At 60.0% G+C, this 18,216-nt stretch carries 20 protein-coding genes and 2 pseudogenes; 8 read left to right on the top strand and 14 right to left on the bottom strand.

The features are described from left to right. Positions 1-38 precede the first annotated feature (38 nt). The 3 genes from AWB67_RS23180 to AWB67_RS23170 form a co-directional block, all read right to left on the bottom strand. Complete coding sequence (locus AWB67_RS23180; RefSeq protein WP_087658567.1) at positions 39-749, bottom strand: ferredoxin reductase domain-containing protein; 711 nt, start codon at positions 747-749, stop codon at positions 39-41. Between the two features lie 205 nt (positions 750-954). Beyond that, positions 955-2,826 (bottom strand): serine hydrolase domain-containing protein, encoded by a 1,872-nt coding sequence (locus AWB67_RS23175; RefSeq protein WP_374729844.1) that lies wholly within the window; start codon positions 2,824-2,826, stop codon positions 955-957. Positions 2,827-2,978: 152 nt separating this feature from the next. Continuing rightward, positions 2,979-3,299 carry a hypothetical protein gene (locus tag AWB67_RS23170; RefSeq protein WP_087658566.1) on the bottom strand — a complete coding sequence of 107 codons (321 nt, stop codon included), beginning with the start codon at positions 3,297-3,299 and terminating at the stop codon, positions 2,979-2,981. 881 nt (positions 3,300-4,180) lie between these two features. On the opposite strand from AWB67_RS23170, the gene AWB67_RS23165 reads away from it, so the two are divergent. Continuing rightward, positions 4,181-4,579: an NUDIX domain-containing protein gene (locus tag AWB67_RS23165; RefSeq protein WP_087658565.1), complete on the top strand. Its 399-nt coding sequence runs from the start codon at positions 4,181-4,183 to the stop codon at positions 4,577-4,579. A gap of 406 nt (positions 4,580-4,985) precedes the next feature. Here the strand turns inward: AWB67_RS23165 and AWB67_RS23155 are convergent, their stop codons facing one another. Further along, positions 4,986-5,651, bottom strand: a complete 666-nt coding sequence (locus tag AWB67_RS23155; protein WP_087658563.1) for a TetR/AcrR family transcriptional regulator — start codon at positions 5,649-5,651, stop codon at positions 4,986-4,988. Between the two features lie 283 nt (positions 5,652-5,934). Here AWB67_RS23155 and AWB67_RS23150 point away from each other — a divergent pair, with 283 nt between their 5' ends. Next, positions 5,935-6,825, top strand: coding sequence for an NmrA family NAD(P)-binding protein (locus AWB67_RS23150; RefSeq protein ID WP_087658562.1), 891 nt, complete (start codon positions 5,935-5,937; stop codon positions 6,823-6,825). A 60-nt stretch (positions 6,826-6,885) separates the two neighbouring features. On the opposite strand, the gene AWB67_RS39650 is transcribed toward AWB67_RS23150, so the two are convergent. From AWB67_RS39650 to AWB67_RS23140, 3 genes are all read right to left on the bottom strand, one after another. Then, positions 6,886-7,080: an LSm family protein gene (locus AWB67_RS39650; RefSeq protein ID WP_125477645.1), complete on the bottom strand. Its 195-nt coding sequence runs from the start codon at positions 7,078-7,080 to the stop codon at positions 6,886-6,888. Between the two features lie 98 nt (positions 7,081-7,178). After that, positions 7,179-7,625, bottom strand: coding sequence for a plastocyanin/azurin family copper-binding protein (locus AWB67_RS23145; RefSeq protein ID WP_235025267.1), 447 nt, complete (start codon positions 7,623-7,625; stop codon positions 7,179-7,181). Between the two features lie 353 nt (positions 7,626-7,978). Beyond that, on the bottom strand, positions 7,979-8,761 hold the full coding sequence (locus AWB67_RS23140) for a glucose 1-dehydrogenase (RefSeq protein WP_087658560.1): 783 nt from the start codon (positions 8,759-8,761) through the stop codon (positions 7,979-7,981). A gap of 126 nt (positions 8,762-8,887) precedes the next feature. Here AWB67_RS23140 and AWB67_RS23135 point away from each other — a divergent pair, with 126 nt between their 5' ends. Further along, positions 8,888-9,820: a LysR family transcriptional regulator gene (locus AWB67_RS23135; RefSeq protein ID WP_087658559.1), complete on the top strand. Its 933-nt coding sequence runs from the start codon at positions 8,888-8,890 to the stop codon at positions 9,818-9,820. A gap of 7 nt (positions 9,821-9,827) precedes the next feature. Here the strand turns inward: AWB67_RS23135 and AWB67_RS40865 are convergent, their stop codons facing one another. Both AWB67_RS40865 and AWB67_RS23130 read right to left on the bottom strand, forming a co-directional pair. Continuing rightward, entirely contained in the window at positions 9,828-9,971 is a 144-nt protein-coding gene (locus AWB67_RS40865) for a hypothetical protein (protein WP_159964910.1), read from the bottom strand. Continuing rightward, positions 9,972-10,292, bottom strand: a complete 321-nt coding sequence (locus AWB67_RS23130; RefSeq protein WP_087658558.1) for a hypothetical protein — start codon at positions 10,290-10,292, stop codon at positions 9,972-9,974. An 81-nt stretch (positions 10,293-10,373) separates the two neighbouring features. Between AWB67_RS23130 and AWB67_RS23125 the strand changes: the two are divergent. Beyond that, a pseudogene (locus AWB67_RS23125) lies at positions 10,374-10,535 on the top strand (PrpF domain-containing protein); the annotation flags it as partial. 91 nt (positions 10,536-10,626) lie between these two features. On the opposite strand, the gene AWB67_RS23120 reads toward AWB67_RS23125, so the two are convergent. Further along, the gene (locus tag AWB67_RS23120) at positions 10,627-11,169 is read right to left on the bottom strand and encodes a glycine zipper family protein (protein WP_087658556.1); all 543 of its coding nucleotides are present in this window, start codon (positions 11,167-11,169) and stop codon (positions 10,627-10,629) included. 181 nt (positions 11,170-11,350) lie between these two features. Between AWB67_RS23120 and AWB67_RS23115 the strand changes: the two genes are divergently transcribed. The 4 genes from AWB67_RS23115 to AWB67_RS23100 all read left to right on the top strand — a co-directional run bounded on the left by AWB67_RS23115 (position 11,351) and on the right by AWB67_RS23100 (position 15,212). Then, complete coding sequence (locus tag AWB67_RS23115; RefSeq protein WP_087658555.1) at positions 11,351-12,958, top strand: AMP-binding protein; 1,608 nt, start codon at positions 11,351-11,353, stop codon at positions 12,956-12,958. A 562-nt stretch (positions 12,959-13,520) separates the two neighbouring features. Continuing rightward, positions 13,521-13,790, top strand: a complete 270-nt coding sequence (locus AWB67_RS23110) for a hypothetical protein (protein WP_087658600.1) — start codon at positions 13,521-13,523, stop codon at positions 13,788-13,790. Between the two features lie 207 nt (positions 13,791-13,997). Continuing rightward, the gene (locus AWB67_RS23105) at positions 13,998-14,270 is read left to right on the top strand and encodes a YlcI/YnfO family protein (RefSeq protein ID WP_087658554.1); all 273 of its coding nucleotides are present in this window, start codon (positions 13,998-14,000) and stop codon (positions 14,268-14,270) included. 711 nt (positions 14,271-14,981) lie between these two features. Continuing rightward, positions 14,982-15,212: a LysR substrate-binding domain-containing protein gene (locus AWB67_RS23100; protein WP_087658553.1), complete on the top strand. Its 231-nt coding sequence runs from the start codon at positions 14,982-14,984 to the stop codon at positions 15,210-15,212. Positions 15,213-15,476: 264 nt separating this feature from the next. Here AWB67_RS23100 and tnpC read toward each other — a convergent pair whose 3' ends face one another. The 4 genes and pseudogenes from tnpC to AWB67_RS41930 all read right to left on the bottom strand — a co-directional run. Continuing rightward, positions 15,477-17,057, bottom strand: coding sequence for an IS66 family transposase (gene tnpC, locus AWB67_RS23095; RefSeq protein WP_087658552.1), 1,581 nt, complete (start codon positions 17,055-17,057; stop codon positions 15,477-15,479). A gap of 31 nt (positions 17,058-17,088) precedes the next feature. After that, positions 17,089-17,442, bottom strand: coding sequence for an IS66 family insertion sequence element accessory protein TnpB (tnpB, locus tag AWB67_RS23090; protein ID WP_087658551.1), 354 nt, complete (start codon positions 17,440-17,442; stop codon positions 17,089-17,091). Next, positions 17,418-17,942 carry a transposase gene (locus tag AWB67_RS23085; RefSeq protein ID WP_087658550.1) on the bottom strand — a complete coding sequence of 175 codons (525 nt, stop codon included), beginning with the start codon at positions 17,940-17,942 and terminating at the stop codon, positions 17,418-17,420. Before AWB67_RS23085 ends, tnpB begins: the two co-directional genes overlap by 25 nt. 81 nt (positions 17,943-18,023) lie before the next feature. Further along, positions 18,024-18,216 (bottom strand): annotated as a pseudogene (locus AWB67_RS41930) (IS4 family transposase); the annotation flags it as partial.

The raw sequence follows: 18,216 nt of genomic DNA, 5'->3' as shown, positions 1-18,216 counted from the left end.
CTGGCGCGACGCCTGGGACTTCCTGCACGTCCCGCGCGCTACAGCTGTGCCGTGCCGACAGGCCCTTTCCGCTCGCCCAGATAAATCTTGTGGACGTTCTTCGGGTAAACCCACTCGTGAGCGTTGAGCTGGATCAAGTCCATCAGCTTGGGCGGGCCGCTGCAGTAGATTTGCGCGTTGGCGCTACTAGGGCTTACTGCATGTGAGACGGCTTGAGCTATCTCGTGGGCGCCCAGTCCAACGTGGTGATGGACCTTGCCGAAGGGCGCGAGTGCATGCAACTCTTCACGCAGCAGCGTGCGTGCGGTCGATTGTGCAAAGTGATGCAGTTCGAACGATTTCTTTGCGTCCACCAGGCGCTTCGCAATCCCTGCGATCGTCGCTACGCCCAGCCCGCCGGCAAACAGGATGTATCGGGCATGCTCGTCGATTGCGAGCGGCAGACTCATCGGCGGACGGACGAGCAGTTCGCTGCCAGGATGGAAAATCGCGTCGTCTGGTCTTGCTTCGAAGCCGGATGCCGATCGGGTTCGAACGCCTACCACGTAAGTTTCTTGTCGCGACGACTCGCGATGCAGCGGCTGGCTCCTGCTCCGGTTTGCATGTGCGTCCAGCACGACGTCCAGAATAGCGCCATCATCGAAAGGCGGGAGCGACACGCCCTGTTTCGCGCGCAATTCGACTGCGCGGTATCCCTTGGCCAAATGCCAGGTGCGCGACACCGTAACCTCAAGCAAGCCGTCGTGCATGTCTCCTCCAATTTTTTACTGTAGACGGGAGTCGCTAGCGAGGCGGTGATGGGCTGATGCGCCAAACCGGCTCACGACTATGAGGATCAGGGTAAGAGAGGCGCGCGGATACGACAACCCGCGTGGGCGGTATGTTGGACATATGAGCATGCCGATGCAGACGCTTCAGCGAAGCGTCATCTGCACGCGTGACGGTACCGTTCGATCAAGCCGTCGCGTAAATCGAACTGCCCAGCGTCAACGTGGTGGCGCTGTTCGCCGACGCGAAGCGGATCTCGTAGAGGTCGCGACCGAAATTGCCGGGCACCTTGACGGACATGCCGCCGCGGTCGTCCGATAGCGGCACGAAGAGCTGATAGCGAAGGTCCTCGTTTCCGTACAGGACGTATCCCGGCAATTCGGACAAGGTGGTGAGGAGGGCGGGCTCGTTGCCCAGGATGACGATCGGCACGGCCGTCGGCGAATCGTTCGTCAGGGTCCATTGCGTGCCGACTCGCTGCTGCCACGCGATGTCGAGCGGCGCAAGCGGGGCGAGTTGCTGGCCGAGTGCCAGCGTGAGGTAGGCATAGCCCGCGCCCGGCACGACGCGCTTCATCAGATAGCGGTAGCTGAACGCGTTGCCGCTGCCATCGGTTCCGGACACGACCGCAAAACGATACGACGCGGGATCGGTGTTGCTCCACCACCAGCCGTCGCTGCGGTATTGGTATGCGCCGATCTGCGTCCACGCATGCGTCGATGCAGTCCACTGATTCAGCTGCAGACTACCGTCCGGATTCGCTATCACTTGCAGTGGAGAGTCGGAGTTGCCGTAGATGCCGCCAGCGTTCACGATGCTCGGTCCCGACGCAGCCGGTGGAACCGTGCTGCTTATCTTGGCCGGCAGCGTGGCGATCGTGCCGTCCTCCTTGAGCGCCGACAGCACGAGGGTTTCCGCAAGCGCGCGGGCGTCGTAGCCCGAATTGCCCGTCACCATCAACGCGAATTGCGCCTGCGGCACAACGAAGAACTCACTCGTGTAGAACGCGGTGCCGCCGTCCTTTTCCCATCCGAGGACCCCGGCAGCCGCGAGCGCGGGCTGCTGGACCGAATCCCAGCCGAGACCCCAGCGCCATTCGGGCGACGGGTTGATCAGGAGGCCCGTCGACTGGTCCGTGCCCATCTGGGCGATGCCCGCCGCGGACACCACGCGTTGCCCCTGGAACACACCGCCGCCGAGAATCATCTGCGCCAGATTCATCATGTCGCTTGGCGTCGAGCTCAGCCCGCCGGTCGCGTACGCGTTGACGAATTCCTGATACTGGACACCCTTCGCGTACGGATAAGAAAACGAGCCGCTGGCAGGCACGCTCGTCAGATAGCTGGAGTTCGTCATCTTGCACGGCGCGAGGATGGCCGTTTCGACGAAACTCGCGAAGCTCTGCCCGGTCATCGCCAGGACAAGCTGCTCGACCATCGTGAAGCCGTCGTTGCAATACACGGCCAGCTCGCCCGGCAGGTGCTTCAGATGCGTATTCGCCAGTTCGGCCTGCGTATCGGCCGCATAGCCGGGAACCGGCGCGAAGGTGAAGAGGTTGCGGCCATTCGTGCCGGGCAGTCCCGATGAATGCGACAGCAGATGCTGCGTGGTGATCTGCGTGTACTCGGGGGACAGCATCGTGAACGTCGGCAGGTATCGGACGATCGGCGTATCGAGCGTGATCAGTCCGCGATCCTGAAGAATCGCGGCCGCGAGCGCCGCAAAGAGTTTGCTGACTGATCCGATATTGAAACGTGTCTGGATCGTCGCGGCAGTCTGGCTCGGTACCGACGATACGCCGAACGCCTGCTGCCAGACCACACTGCTGCCCTTGAGCATGGCGACGGAAATCCCCGCCACCGGTTGGGCGGAATTGCTGACGGTCTGCTGGATCATCTGTTGACCCATCGCGATCGTCTGCGGGTAAGGCGAGGCGTTGTCGTCGTGGCCGCCGCAGCCGGGCAGCAGCGTCGCGAGCATGCCGGCGCCCGTGTAGCCGAGAAATTGCCGGCGACCCGCGCGGAAGGGATCTTCGTTGTTGCGGTTTGACTTGAGCACGGCAGTTCTCCTCCTCGTTGTTCCGGAGACTGGGTTGCGCGGTTTTCGCGTTGTCGCGCCGACTGTCAGCGATCCGGATGACGCTGTCAGTGTGGTAGTTACCCTTCGACGGAGAAGTCGTTTTCGTCACCGCTCCCATCCGAGCGATGCAATCACGATCTTCGCGATCGCATCGACAGTCGGCGTCCAAACTGCGCATCTGTCGAAATAGGCGTGGTCGTGCAGCGAACAGCGGTTTCGAACGATTCGAGCCCGTCGCCATTCACCGATTGCACGTAGACCACGGTGCCGGGCGTCAGCGTGTCGTTCAGCAACTGGTTGATCTGGGGGCGCGCGGAGGTGGCGTACGCGGGCACTGCTGGTGAATCATCGCCACCGCAGGCGGAGAGAAGACGCGACAGGGTCAGGACGATGGCATACGCACAGCACGAGGACGCGGATCGCGTCTGAACCATCAGCCGGGAAAGCATCATTGCTTTTATTCCTTCTTGGTCGTGGCGCAATGCTGTGAAGTTTGCCGCTTGCTGATCCCGCGCATGATGCTTTTCTTAAATCGCTACAGATAAATATACGATAGGAATCGCAGGGAAACATACTCCCTTCGATGAAAAAAAGTAATTCCCGGAATTACGCGCCAGATTGGAATATCGGTTGTTGGTTATCCGCGCTTCCTTTTTATTTTATGGAAATCGAAGACGCGGTCGTCGTTTGACGCTTGGTCCCTACCGGAAAAAAGAAAGGGCGTCGCATGGCAAGCCCGTGCGACGCCCGAAGCGCTTCGCCGATTGCATCGCGGCAGGGAGCGTGGAGACGAGATTAAGTATAGCCATCGGCCGCGAGGCCAAAAGGTCGGAAAGCGGGGGAATTCGGCTTCAAATCGAAGCATTCGTGGAAATTGCGCGAGCGCATAGTGAGGCAAATGCTCGAACGCAAAGACGCCCGCCACATACTTCCGGGGTCGTCGAAGCAGACATGTGCTGGGGCGTAGCGCTGCAGGGTTCACGTGCCCATCATCCCGTATCAACGAGATTCTTGTTGGAGGAGCACCATGTACATCGGAATTTTGGTCCCGCAGAGCCGACAAATACAGGAGGGCGTCCCGCATCATGCGGACATGTCGCAGGGAGGCGTCCGGCCTGAATTCCGTCCGGTGACCTTCTTGCAAGTGATTCAGCGGTTCCTCGGCAAGATCCTGTAACGAGCCTTGAAGGTCCGACAGGGAAACTGCTGATTCCGCTCTCTCGCAGACCATGCAATAAATCGTAAGTGCGCACTGAGAAGGAACATCGATATAGCCATCGCAGCCCGCTGAGACAAATTGCAGTGGGATTATAGGAATGGAGAAAGCGGACAAATGAGAATACGAGCGACGGGGTTGGTGGTCAGCAAGGGCGCAATCCTGCTGGTCAGGGAACACAGCGGAATGTGGTTATTGCCCGGTGGATCAATCGAACGGACCGAGTTGGCAATTGTCGCGGCTATCCGCGCGTTGCATGAAATAACCGGCATTGAAGCGCAGGCGGCTGCGTCGCTGTTCGAGCACGTCTCCGCGCATCATATCCATCACGTTTTTCGCATCGCGGTTCCGGATGACGCGCGGCTACGAGCAGATGCCAGATTTAGCGCTGTCCAATGGGTGGCCCCTCAGGAACTGTATCGCCGGCAGATCACACCCGGCACCGAAGCGATTCTGGCCCGGGCATTGGCGGGATCGTCGTCGCTTCGACGGCAAGAAGCAGTTGCGACCATTTGAGTCTTGGTCGTTGGGGCCGGAATCGACGTTCGTGGGCGAGAGGCCTATTCGTAGGCTTCTCTTTGCCACGGCCCCCAATCGGAACCGTCAACTCTGAGCCTGGTGTACGTTGCGCTTTGCCCTGTCGGGGCTTGCGATGTGTCGTCAGAAGGCTTTGTATCGGTGGTGTGGAGCGCGAAGGCCTGTTGGTCAGGTGTATCGATGGTCACACGTCCGATTGGCCCCGTTGCACTGCCCTTCGCCGACTCGAGTAGCGCGAGGTACGGCGTCAATCGCCCCCAAAAGGTGGTCAGTTCTTCCTGCAAGTAACGCGTCATATAGTTTTCTCCGAGTTGGACGCAGCTTACCCTACATTGCCGGAGCCCTCCGATACGACGCGTTCAGGTCGCAAGCGATGCATTCGCCGTCAGGGGCGATTCTTCAGGTGTCGGAGTCCCCCGGTGCGTTTTCTCTTTCTTGCTTCGACGTCTGCGCCCGGCGCTGCGGCAGAGCTTTTTCTTTTCGCGCGTTTAGCCGATAGCTTTTCCAGGATTTCACTCAAGGCACCCTCGAGAATCTGTTTCGACAGCTTCGGATCGCACACCGCGCGCGACAACGTAAGCGCGCCAACGCTGGCGCTCAGGATGAGCACGGCCTCGGCTCGCTTTTTGGCGCTCTCCTGTGCGGGCGACGCCTTGGAAATCAGGTTGATGATTTTTTCGACGCGGTCTGAATAGACCTTCCGAGTCTGTTGAGTGCTCCGGCTCATATCGTTGACCAGAGCTGAAATCGGACATGCGGTCGCAACGTTATCGCGATGCGACTCGGAGATGTATGAGCGCATGGCTCGACGAGGTGCGGTGGGGATGGCGGACTCCCACGGTTCGATGTCGCGCAGTGCGAATTCGAATGCCTCCCGCACCAGTTCGTCCCGGGAATCGAAGTGCTTATAGAAGCCGCCCACCGTGAGTCCGGCCTCCTTCATGAGGTCGGCGATGCTGACGCCTTCGATGCCGTGTTCGCGAAAGCGCTTCGCCGCGACCTCGACGATGCGCTGGTGTGTCGCGATTTTGTCTGCCTGAGAATATCCCATCGTTCGTCAACCGCTTGATTCGGGAGTATGAGTGTAATCCATATATCGGATATTTTTCATGCAGATATCGTAAATCATATGTTCTTGACTCACATGTGGATTATGACTAAAATCCAGATATCCAATCACCTCGTTTCGAAGTGGCCGCAGCGATCCCTTCAGTTCGCGGCTATTTGTCGAACGAAAAAGTGCATATGCACATCGCGCAAAACATGACACTCGACATCCATCGGGAGTCAGCGTCACGGGACGGTGTGATCAACTCATCGACAGGAGCGTCATCATGGAACAACGCAAAATTCTGGTTACCGCAGCAGCCGGCAAGACAGGGGTGCACACCGTTAAGAATCTTCTGGCCAGTGGCCATTCAGTGCGCGCGCTTGTTCGCAGGGAAGATGAGCGCAGTGAGATTCTTCGAAAATCGGGTGCCGAAATCGTGGTAGGAGACCTGCTCTCCCACGATGACGCGATACGTGCCACACAGGGTGTCTCGGCAGCCTATCTCTGTTTTCCCGTGCGTCCCGGGTTCATTCAGGCGACCGCCTATTTCGCGGATGCAGCACGTCGCGCCGGGCTGGAAGCCGTCGTGAACATGTCGCAAATCTCCGCCCGGGAAGATGCAAAAAGTCACGCCGCGCGCGACCATTGGATTGCCGAGCGCGTTCTGGACTGGTCGGGCGTTCCGACTGTACACATCCGTCCGACATTCTTTTCCGAGTGGCTGGTCTTTCCGTGGGTGCGCGATACGATCGTCCAGGGCGGCAGGATTGCACTACCGTTCGGAAACGGGCGCCACGCCCCCATTGCGGCCGACGACCAGGCGCGTTTCATCGCTGCTGTCCTTGCGCAACCGGCTAGCCATATCGGCAAGACGTATCAGCTCTGTGGCCCCATCGAACTAAGTCAGCAAGAGATTGCCGACAAAATCAGCGAAGTCCTCGACCGAAATATTGTCTACAAGCCGTCGACACTCGAAGGCTATCGCGAGCACCTGAGCCAATACGACCTTCCGGAATTTACGATCCAGCACTTCATCGAGGTCGCGGTGGACTACCAGAACGGAGTATTCGAAGGAACGGACGACATCATCGGCCAAGTCACCGGCAAAGCGCCGCAGAGCATCGAAGAATTCGTTCAGGCGAATCGACGAGCTTTTGAGAAGCGTGACGTGTAAGGAAGTTTCGTCGGGCGAGCGGGTCGTCTCGAAGCTTGTGTTGCCGGCGGCCCGCTACGATTAACCCAATTGCTCCATGCGCGCAATCGCTGCGACGAGGACCACGCACGGAAAGTCTTTCAATTGCATCAGCAAGTGCCAATCGTCGAACGCGACGATTCTCCCTTCCACCGTCTCGCCGTCGTCGACCTCGATCTTGACAGTTGATCGGTTGCGTTGCGCCATGTGCAAGTCCACGCCATGAAGATATTCCATCGTGATGCCCTTTATGATTCTTGCATCCGCCGAAGACGCGAATGGTCGTCGGCCCGAGTCGATGCATGGTCGTATGCGGGGTCGCTGTCTAGCGCGTCTCACGGCGTGACGACGAACGGCGCATGCATGCCCATTGCGTAATGGCCAGGCTGGTTGCAGATGAGCACATAGTGCCCGGGCGTCAACTTGAGCGTGAGATGCTTGCTCTGACCGGGCGCCATGTCCTCGACTTCTCCCATCTTTCTAAACTGTTTCTCCGGCACCGCGCCGTTCTTCACTGGCAGCTTGTCCGCGGGCATGTCCGTCTTGAGCACCACGAATTCATGTATCTGCTTGTTGACGGATGCGTTGGTCGCCTCGAACGTAACCGATCCTGCTTTGATGCTGTCTGTGTCCAGCTTGATCGTATCGTTGTCGAGTGTCGCCTTGACCTTCTCACCGGCGTGTACCGCATTGGCGAGCAGACTTGAGGCGGCAATGAATGCGCAAATCGCAATGCGCCGACTTCTGACCGACATGTTCTTCTCCCGTTGAAACGCACGCAAGGCCGAGCCGAAGCACTACGCATCGGACCGGTATCGTTTGCCATGCGAGTAGAACGCGCGGCGAGGCGGGCGTATTCCCGTATGTGCAAAATATTTCGCGCGTGGGTCCGTTGTCGTGCGGAGCGCGGTCATACAGCGGTGGAGAGAATCGATGGCTGCGATGAGGCCGCACTCTTGTGATGACGGCCATTCTGGCTATGCGTCGAAGACGCTAAGCGATGTGATTTGCGCGAGCATCAGAGAGAACACGGCGCGCGAAGTGCTCGCCGTGTCGATGCGGGCGCGAAGAAGTATCAATCCAGGCGCGCCGATTGTTGGCGGCGCCGCCCCAATGCGCGGTAGCCTGTCTGGCCTCAGACCTGCGCCCGGCCACCGTCTACGAACATCTCGATGCCCGTGATGTAGCTGGCATCGTCCGATGCGAGGAACGATACGGCTTTGGCGATCTCGTCGGCTTCGCCCACGCGTCCCAGCGGTGTCGTTTCGCTGACTTCCTGACGATACGCTTCTATCTGCTCATCGGTAAGCTTCAACTCGGACTTGTAGGCCGGCGTGACCACCACTCCGGGCGATACCACGTTGACGCGAATGTCGCGGCCCTTGAGATCGTTCGACCACGTCCGCGCGAACGAGCGCAACGCCGCCTTCGTCGCTGCATAGACACCGAACGCCGGCACGCCTTGAATCGACGTGATCGAACCGGTGATCACGATCGCGCTGCCGCGGGGCATCAGGGGCAGCGCGCCTTGCACGGTGAACAAGGTGCCTTTGACGTTGATGTCGAAATACTTGTCGAACTGTGCTTCGGTGATCTGTCCAAGCGGCGAGAATTCGCCGCCGCCCGCGTTGGCGAACAGGATGTCGAGACGTCCGTTATCTTTGGACAAAACCTGGAACATGCGCTGGAGATCGTCGGATGACGCAATGTCCGCGCGAATGGCTTTCGCGCCGTGACCGATGGTTTCGACGGCCGTGTCGAGTTCCGCCTGGCGTCGCCCGGTGATATAGACGATCGCGCCTTCCCGGGCGAAGCGCGTCGCGGCGGCGAGGCCGATGCCGGAACTGCCGCCGGTGACGAGAACCACTTTGCCGGCGTGCCGCTTCGTATCAATGTAGGGGGATGCTGATGCGTTCATTTCGGTGCTCCTGTGTGCAGTAGGTGAGAACGTGAACACAGCATAGTCCGCACATGGGATGGGATAAAGCCGTATCGTATGCATTCTTTATGCACCAATGTGCACAATCCGGCGAGGGCTTGGATCATGGATCACCTGCAGGCTATCCGAATCTTTGCGCGCGTCGTGGAGACGGGCAGCTTTACCCAGGCGGCACAATCGCTTGCCATGCCCAACACGACGGTCAGCAAGTGGATGCGCTCGCTCGAGGCGCATCTCGGTGTGAAGCTTCTGGAACGCAATACGCGCCGTGTGACCGTCACCACCGATGGCGCCGCTTATTACGAACGCACGCGTTTTCTGCTGAGCGAGCTCGACGATGTCGAGGCGACCCTCGGCCGCGCACACGGAAGTCCACGCGGCCCGTTACGGATTGATACTGGCGGATCGATCGCGAGTGGCATGCTGATACCGGCGCTGCCGTCGTTTCGCGAGCAGTACCCGGGCATCCAATTGCAATTGAGCGTGACGGATCGAACGGCCGACCTGATCGCCGAGAACATCGATTGTGCGATCAGGAGCACGGCGAACGATCCCGCACTCGTCACCCAAAGCATCGGCATGTTGCGCTGGACGACGTGCGCCAGTCCGGCGTATCTCGCCAGCCATGGCACGCCGACGCATCCCAATCAGATCGCGGATAACGGGCACTCGGTCGTCGGCTATTTCTCGGCGAGCAGTGGCGCGATCCAGCCGCTCAGGTTCGCCAACGGCGTTGAGCAGATTACGCTCGATCAAATACGCAACGACGTGTTGGTCAGCGAGAGCAATGCGCATCTGGCGACAGCGCTCGCGGGGCTCGGCATCATCCATACTCTGGATTTCATGGTGCGCCCCGCGATCGAACGCGGCGAGCTCGTTCCAATTCTTGTCGAATGGACGCGCGAGCCGCAGGAGGTTTTTGTGGCCTATCCGCCGAGCCGCCGGTTTAGCACGAAGGTACGGGTGTTCGTCGACTGGGTAAAGGTGCTTTTTGGGTCGGCAGAGGGACTTGCTGGCAGGGATGCGCTGTCCCGGTAGATTTCGATCACGCAACAACGCGCGTATTGACTGCTTTACGCTTGATAACCATCGGCGAGCGCGTCATCGTAAGAGCGACCGTCGCGCCGATGAGCAGAAGAAGGCCGGCGAACCAAAACGCCCGGTCGTAGCTCCCGGTGGCGGCGATCACCTATCCAGTGGCGATCGGCGCGATCATGCCGAACACGTTCCCTCCAACAACCAAGTTGAGCGACGTGGTCGATGCGATGCCAGTCAGCGTGACGGAGAAGACGACCAGAAGCACCGTAAGGTTCGACGGGAAGGGCACGGCGAGGATGGCCGAACCGGCCAGCATTGGGAGCGCAACCGCGTTGCGGCGGCGACCCGTGCCCACGCCGCGCTTCTTCAGATAGTGGTCGCTGAGACGCCCGACGAGAATACGCCGACTGGCCGCGTCATCGAGACAGGCGGCCCCGTCTGCATCGTGCTCAAGACCAACGAGGAGTAGCACATGGCTCAGTACAAGATCCAGCGCTGCGCCCGCACACGCTCAAGCTGGCGTTTGTCTCGATGCCGCCCGGGTACGTTGCGTCGATTTGGGCACCCATCGGGCGTGATGGCCGTCGGCGCAGAGGCCGAGTTGCGCGATGGAAGCTGGGTCGTAACGAAGGCGATCATGAGCCGGAGTGCCCGCCGGTTGATGGAAGGCTCGGTGTTCGTCGCCTCATCGCTCGATTTCGAGCGCTCCGCTTGAGATTGGCCCGCGCGTGTGTCGCGAGCGCGATCCTCCGGGTTCATCGGCGTCCGCTATCCGGAGATCGCCACGATCTTCGTCAGCGGAGCAGTCAATACGACCAGTATCCGCCGTAAACGACTGGGCCCGGAACGTATGCGACAGGGGGTGGGGCATAGACAGGAGCCGTGGAATAGACGGCAGGTTGCGAAATCCTGTTGCCCTTTGAAGCCATGCATTGCGCGTAAGCGGCGTTGTATTGCGCCTGCAGACTGGAGGAGGTGGCTTGTGCGCTGTTCGCCCCCACAGCGCTGCCAAACAGCAGGCCCGCCCCCGCACCGATCGCTGCGCCGACACCCGCGTCGCCTGCTGCTGCGCCAAGCAGCGCTCCAGCGGCTGCTCCGCCCACGGTTCCGATCGCGCTGCTGCCGAGGCCCTCCGGTATTTCGCTGTGAGCCGGTGCGGCGTAATTGTCCGAGCGGAAGGCGTAGTCCCGGCATGCGTAGTCTTCGTGCTGGAAGACGCTCATCGGCTTGCCACTCGGCGGCAACGCGACGACGGACGGGCCGGTCGGCGGAATAACCGCGCAACCGGTGAGCGCAACAGCGATCAAGCCTGCGGGCAAGGCCATGCGTGTGGTTCTCGAGAGTTTCATGATGTTCGCGTTCCCTGTTTGGACGGACCCATCTTGAGCTGGCAGAGTTAACGCTGAATTAGTCCGGATGAGCCAGCCCACTCCCGCTACAGGTCTGCTCATTCTTCGCTCATTTTGTGGGCGCACGATGCGTCAGGTGGAATTCGAGTTTTGAACCCTATCTCGCACGCAGGAGGTCATCGTGGAAGACAACGGACAAGTAGCCTATCGGCCTTACGTCGACGTATTGCTCAATCAATTGGAGACGCGAGCCGATCAGGTGGTGGTACGCTATCAAGAGTGCGACGTAACGGGAGACGCTCTACGTCGAGCGATTTTTCGTTATGCACGTGCGCTCAAGGCAGTGGGCATCGGTCGAGGCTCGCTGGTCGCACAGTTCGCCTCGAACTGCCCTGACGCACTCGCCATTCGCTACGCAGCGAACCTTCTGGGCGCAGGGACGATGTTTCTGCCCGCGCTCGCCGACGCTGATCGCCGCACCGTACTGCTCGAGCGGAACCGGCCCGCGCTTCTGGTGGTCTTCGCGGAGACCGCTCAGCTTGTCCCCGTTTCTGTGAAGACGCGCGTCGTCGGCGTAGGCGCTGGTCCTGCGTCTGCGCGACTCGACAAGCTCGCAGAGGCGCAGTCCGAGCTCCCGATGAAGAGCCGCACCAACGCTTACGACCTTGCGGTGATCGTCTCTTCAGGCGGCACGACGGGGGTGCCAAAAGGCAGCTATCGTTCGTTCGCAGCGTATTCCGCCATGGTCGGTGTAGCAGTTGACGAGGACAGGCGACAACTCATCAACGGTCCGCTCGCGTATCTGTCGCAAGTGCTGGTCGACAAGACGTTGGTCGGCGGCGGCACGATCGTGCTGGAGCATCGCTACGACGCGGCGCGGACGCTCGCGACGATCGAAGCGGAACGCATCACGGATGTGTTTCTCGTCGAGCCGCAGCTATTCGAAGTCATGGATCATCCGGATGTCCTCCGACGCGACCTCTCCTCACTCCGGTCGATTGCGCACATAGGCGGATCAGCGCCCGCTACCCTGCGGCGACGCGCGATCGCGCGTCTGGGGCCCGTTCTCACCCACATGTATGGAGCGAGCGAGGCAGGTCTCGTCAGCGTGCTGCCGAAGGCTGCCTGCGACGCATCCCCTGACGTGCTCGGCAGTGCTGGCCGCGTTCTGCCAGGTGTCGACGTGCGCTTTCGCCTCGCCGACGGAACGCTCGCGCGCGCGGGCCAGCATGGAAAAATCGAGGTGAGATCCAGCGCTGTTGCGCACGGCTACTCCCACCAGGAAATCGAGTCGGCTCAGAAGTTTCGGGACGGCTGGTGTCTGACTGGCGATATCGGCCTCCTCGACGAAGCCGGCAACCTGCATGTTCTCGGGCGTGCAACCGATGTCGCCGAGGTCGACGGACGCGCGATCGGTCCTACTCTGTTCGAAGAGGTTCTGTGCCAGCTTCCCGACGTTCGCTATGCGGCGGCTTTCGCTGAGAACTCTGACGCGGCTGAGCACGGATGGATCATCGCGGTCGAGCCGTGGAACGGAAAAATGGTGGACGTCGCGCGATGCGTGCGTGCGCTTGAAGCAGCGGTTGGCGTGCTCATTGCCGATGCGTTACGAATCTGCATCGTCGATCGCGTGCCACTCACCGAGCAAGGAAAAGTAGACCGCGCCGCAATTGCGAGTATCGAGTCAGGCGACGCCGGCTCTGATTTCGAAGCGCAACGTGGACGTGCGATGTGTGCTGATTCGAGCCTTGGCGCGTCTTCCGCGAGAGGACTCGAACATCAAGCGTGACAGCACTATCGCGTTTGCCAGCGCCTCGAAAAGCGCTCGTCGAATCATCGCAGGGCTCAACGCATGATGAATCGACTGTCCACCGAGATCGACTGACCTGTAAAATAATCAAGAACGCGACATGCAGGATCCTCGGCGATATACACCGCGCGACCGACCGCGCGTGCGAGCATAGGGACGGACGCTCGATGCGTGGGCGATCCCAGATGCTCGAATCCGGGGTTTCAGAGTGCTACGATGCCGAAAAGCAATCGCTGAGGAACGGATGCAAAACCCCGCTCTGTTTCACGTCCTGATGGACTATCTGGAAGCGACCGACGCAGCTCCTATGGACATCGAGCGGTTCATCGACCGGTGGCATCGCCTGAGATCGCGTGAGGCGTTTCCATGTCCAGCCTGCTTCCTGACTGGCGAGGAACATCCACTTGCTGCATTGCCGGCGCGAGGAAAATCCGAGCGCGTCGAATGTGCCGCATGTCGGACGCGGTTTGATATACCCATCGACGAGTAGCCTGAAGGGCAGTGCGTTACGCTAGATTCCTTGATGAAACGGGAGACGGTCATGCACAAAGAGCTTGAAGTTGGCGAATACCTGCTGGCCATAAGGGCAGAGCAGAAAGACGATCCTGCTGATACGGCAAGGGTTATTGGTTTTAATGCCCGCGTGATCGTGACTCGCATTGATCGAAAGCCGATTCACGGCGCTGTGCTGGCCGAGGACTCTGGCGAAATGACCGGTGGCCATGGGCCGTTCGAGACGGTGGGTGACGCCATTGCTCACGGCGAAGCGTGGGGAAGACACTTCGTCGCTCGCGTGTTGGGTGGTCAGTGAAAATCGATGCCGTGAGTCGTCGTCGCCGCCCCGGACGACGATGCAGCATCGGATAACATGCGCGGCCGCGTTCCCTCGTGCGTCGCTGCAGCGGATGTGTCACGGCAATCCGGGTGCGCCGGACACGCCTGTGCACCATGCATCAGCTCGGGAACTCCTCGTAGCGAAGCTACGGGTCATGAGGCTGACGATATCAAAGGAGCAAAAGTGAGAAGGAAGGCGGAAAACAAGCTGAAGGTGGTCGCGGTACGAGTCGACCCGGAGATCGAACAAAGGCTGCGTCTACTGGCTGAGGTAACGGGACGCAAGCAGTCTTTTTTTCTGCAGCAGTTGATCGAGAGCGGCATGGGCGCTATGGAGGAAGTTTGGTTGCCGCCAGCGGTTCTGGCGCAGGTCAGGGAAGGCGTGCTGCCGTCGCCGCTTTCGACGAGCGGCGCTACCTCGGACCTCTTTGCCGATTTGATCGACCAGAACACCTGACGCATTTGTTCGCTTACTGCGACCCTCGCGTGCGATCACATGACGCGTCTGTTCTACCGCAGGGAGACAGGCATGCGGCTTTCAACTTTTATCTTCGGACGATACTCATAAAGCTGGCATGTGACTGACCCGCCACCAGGAGCGTCTGAATCAGGAACGCCGGGCTGCTTGCACACGCATGCGAAGCGCTCATGCTTGTCTCTAACAGACATTGAATCCCTTTCGCTTTGATGCGCGAAACATCGGCGCTCGCGCCTATCAAGGTCAGACGCGCTACCGCCTCGTTCTGATGGTCGAGTACCGGAGCACTTATTGCAGCAAGACCTCGAACGACGATGGATTCAGTTTCATCGTGTCCGCGCTTGCGGATTTTTCGAGGCGCTCGAGCATTTTCGCGGGCGGCTGCTCCATATTTTTGCTGACGGCCAGTTCAATCAGATGATCTCTTATACGCGCAGGCGTGAAAGCCGATAGCGTGCGTCCGGTCGCCGAATTCGCCAACTGAAATACGGAGCCGACCTTTACATGCCGCCGAAAGTGAAACCGCGATGGGTGTCGATGCAAAAGAGACTATTGCCAATAAGCGCAATAATTCAGCCTGAAATCTCAATAGACATGTGAATCACGACGCGGGGCTTCGGCAAGACGGAGGCGGCACGCACGGCATCATTTGCCTGCGACGAACGAGCGAGGAGATGCATATGCGCGAGCATGCTGAACATCCGGCGCCGCACCGTGTGGTGGGAAGCGATGCTCGATTCAACCATCGACGTCGGGTTCATGATCGGACCGTTTTCGGCACCGAACGTCGAGACGCGCGTCTTCGGCCGCGAGCCGATGCTGGCGCTGCTGCCCGCCGCTCATCCGCTCGCTGCGAGAAAGACACTGCGGCTTGCCGAACTTGCTGAAGAGCGCTTCGTGCTCCGCGCGCCGCATTCGTAGGAAGCGTTTCGCCATCACTGCTTCTCCATCTGCCATCGCGCGGGATTTTCTCCGACGATCGCGCAGGAAGCGTCCACCAGCGACGGGATCATCGGCGAACACGGGCGTCAGCATCTATCCCGAATGCATCCGGAACATTCAGCGCAGCGGACTGTGCATCCGGCCGCTTGCGGAGAAGGACACGGCGATCGATAGTATGCGGTCCATCAGCGACGCCCCTCAGAGTCAGGTGGGGGAGAACGTGATGTGTGGTAGGAACGCGGATCAGCGGAGGTGGGCCTGGAGTTTCCAAGGGAGCAGCGCGTCGTAGTCGTCGACCGTCCTCGCAAGAGGCAGCCGCTGGAACAGCCCGGTGAGGTAGCGAAACGGATCGATTCCATTGGCCTTGCAGGTTTCGACCAATGCATAGAGATTGGCGCTTGCGTTCGCGCCGTCGACGGTGTCTGAGAACAACCATGAGCGGCGCCCTACGCAGAAGGGGCGAATCGAGTTCTCGCATGGGTTATTACTAATCGGCCACGCGCCGTTCTCGACGTAGCGCGTCAACTTCGGCCACTGTTCGCGGAGATACGTGAACGCTTTGCCGAGCGGGCTCTGAGGCACAACCGCGGGCGACTGCTCGAACATCAGATTCTGGATGACGTCGAGCACGTGTGCACTGTACCGCCGTCGCAACCGCTGTCGTCGCTCAGTAGCCCATGTCGAACTGCGGGACTCGGCGGCAAACAGCTTGCCGATCAGCCTGATGAAGCGCGTCGCGAGCAGATCGGGCGAGCGCGCAGCTTTGGGCACGTTTTCCTCCGCCTTGACGAAGTAGCGGCGGCAATGGACCCAGCATCCAAGATGCACGAGTTGGTATCGCTCGGCGATACCGTTATAGGGCTCGTAGCCATCGGTCATTAGGACCGCGCCTTTGCGAATGCCCGCAAACAGCTTGTCGGCCAACTGCGCGCCGCGTCCCGGCGTATACGTGAAGCAGCGGATCGGATTTCCCGAATCCGTTATCTGCGACCACAGGTAGCTCTTCGTTTGCGGCTTTCGCCCTGTCTCTTTCAGTACTTGGAACGTCGTCTCGTCGCAGTAGATCAGTTCGGCCTCGAGCACCGCATCGCGCATCAGGTTGATCACAGGCTGGGTCGCGAGGCCAACGCGAACCATGCTGGCGGCGATCGTGTTTGACGAGATGTCGCCGCCGAAGCGACGCAGTAAGCCGGCCTGACGATAGAGCGGCATGCCGAACTGATACTTGCCGGTGGCGATCCATGCGAGCGCCGCTTCGCTCAACAGTCCGCGCGGGATGATGCGCGGCGGCGCCGGCGTGACCTTGATGCCGAGATCGCAGCACGGGCACGCATATTTAACACGCTGGTGTTGGATCACCCGAAGCTGCTCGGGGATTACATCGAGTTGCTCGCTGATCTCCGCGCCGATCTCGACGAGCGCGTGCCCGTCGTTCGTGCAGAAGCGTTCTGCTTCGGGCAGTTCGTGTCGCACGACCTCGCGCGGCAGGTTGGGCTCGAGCGGCTTGCGGTGACCACGCTTCTTGCGCTTGTGCGAGCCAACCGCCGTCTCTGGCGTGTCTTCCTGGGCGGGCGCGCTGTGCGCCCCGAGCGCCTCGGCTTCGTTGAACAGGCCAGGCTGATCAGAATCGCGTGCCTCGCTCTTCGCGCCGAACAGTTCGCGACGGTAGGCTCGAAGTCGCTCTTCGGCGAGATCGCGCTCTGCTGTTACGAGCCGCAAGGCTCCGCGCAATGCCTCCTGCTCTTCTCGCAACACACGAGCAGCATCGCGCTCGGCGAGCAACGCCTCCAGTTCCTCGGCGGTGATCGTGACGTTGATCGGCATGGCAGGTTAGACCAGCACACCGCCTCACTGTTCAGCTCACACGGACATATTCCTGCTTCGGATGGCGTCGAATCGCGGTGATGTCATCGCCGTCGAGCAGCGCGTGCAGCACGGTAGTCGTCATCGTTACGATCTCAGCCTTGTTGTCGGGCCAGATGAAGCGGCTCGTCTCCAATCGTTTCGTCAGAAGCCAGAAGCCACTGCCATCCCAGCCAAGAATCTTCATCCGATCGCGACGCCGGTTTCCGAAGATGTATAGCGACGTGTCCATCGGATTCAGGCGCATCGACTGCTCGACGAGAATCGACAGGCTGTTCATGCCGTAGCGGAAATCGACGGGATCGCGGTGCAGATAGACCCTCAGACCGTCGTCGAACCGGAACACGGCATCCTCCCCAGAATCTGAACCATCGTCGTCAATTCGTCGATGGTCGCGATTGCTCCGCCAAGTTCAAGCTCGACGCCATTCGACAGACGCACATGCAGGGCGAGCGTCATCGATGGCTGTGTGGACGGCTGTGCCGGCGGCGCTGAAACGACCGACACGAACGCAGATGGCATTACCGTGACGGGCACGGGTTTGCACGAACCGGGGAAATCGATGGCCTCCTCGTCAATCAACTCGTCGGACCGCGGCAGATCGCGTTCGTCGTTAGCGTTATCCTGCGGCGCCAGCGAGACGCCTTTCTCGCGCTCCATCAGGTACTTCGTGATCCACTTGCGCAGCAGATTGGCGTTGATGCCGTGCTCCTGAGCCAGACGGGCGACTGACACTCCCGGACGAAGTGCTGTCTCGATCAAGGCGCGTTTGCCTTTTTCGTCATAGCGGCGACGGCCGTCGCTACTACGACGCACTACTGCCAACTCTGAGTCTTTGCCAGTCATAGGTGTCCACCTCGAAATAGGTGGACACCTATGCTCCTCCTTACTGTTGCTCCCTGCCAGACGCCGAAGATGGACTTTCGATTACCCACAATTTTTGGCGAGTTCAAAGCCGAGTTGAATATCGATGAGTCTTCGCAAACCTCGCCAGATCACGATGTTTCCAGGAGGCGGATCATTGGCTCGAGCCATATAGCCGCCTAGCTGTGCGAGTTTGATGATGTATCTGGTTAGAGGCTTGGCGTTCAAACTCTTCGCGGTATCTTTAACCAACTGG

It is taken from the genome of Caballeronia terrestris (assembly GCF_001544515.1).
Classification (GTDB): Bacteria; Pseudomonadota; Gammaproteobacteria; order Burkholderiales; family Burkholderiaceae; genus Caballeronia; species Caballeronia terrestris.
Note: the sequence above shows the minus strand (reverse complement) of the source record. Positions and strands in the feature narration are given on the sequence as shown.

Excerpts from the sequence above, each read along its gene's own strand:
- AWB67_RS23120 (WP_087658556.1), bottom strand. The coding sequence starts at position 11,169 with ATGAAACTCTCGAGAACCACACGCATGGCCTTGCCCGCAGGCTTGATC.
- AWB67_RS39650 (WP_125477645.1), bottom strand. The coding sequence starts at position 7,080 with ATGGAATATCTTCATGGCGTGGACTTGCACATGGCGCAACGCAACCGA.
- tnpC (WP_087658552.1), bottom strand. The coding sequence starts at position 17,057 with ATGCCGATCAACGTCACGATCACCGCCGAGGAACTGGAGGCGTTGCTC.
- AWB67_RS23180 (WP_087658567.1), bottom strand. The coding sequence starts at position 749 with ATGCACGACGGCTTGCTTGAGGTTACGGTGTCGCGCACCTGGCATTTG.
- AWB67_RS23085 (WP_087658550.1), bottom strand. The coding sequence starts at position 17,942 with ATGACTGGCAAAGACTCAGAGTTGGCAGTAGTGCGTCGTAGTAGCGAC.
- AWB67_RS23165 (WP_087658565.1), top strand. The coding sequence starts at position 4,181 with ATGAGAATACGAGCGACGGGGTTGGTGGTCAGCAAGGGCGCAATCCTG.
- AWB67_RS23135 (WP_087658559.1), top strand. The coding sequence starts at position 8,888 with ATGGATCACCTGCAGGCTATCCGAATCTTTGCGCGCGTCGTGGAGACG.
- AWB67_RS23170 (WP_087658566.1), bottom strand. The coding sequence starts at position 3,299 with ATGATGCTTTCCCGGCTGATGGTTCAGACGCGATCCGCGTCCTCGTGC.
- AWB67_RS23150 (WP_087658562.1), top strand. The coding sequence starts at position 5,935 with ATGGAACAACGCAAAATTCTGGTTACCGCAGCAGCCGGCAAGACAGGG.
- AWB67_RS23140 (WP_087658560.1), bottom strand. The coding sequence starts at position 8,761 with ATGAACGCATCAGCATCCCCCTACATTGATACGAAGCGGCACGCCGGC.
- AWB67_RS23155 (WP_087658563.1), bottom strand. The coding sequence starts at position 5,651 with ATGGGATATTCTCAGGCAGACAAAATCGCGACACACCAGCGCATCGTC.
- AWB67_RS23100 (WP_087658553.1), top strand. The coding sequence starts at position 14,982 with ATGCTGAACATCCGGCGCCGCACCGTGTGGTGGGAAGCGATGCTCGAT.
- AWB67_RS23110 (WP_087658600.1), top strand. The coding sequence starts at position 13,521 with ATGCACAAAGAGCTTGAAGTTGGCGAATACCTGCTGGCCATAAGGGCA.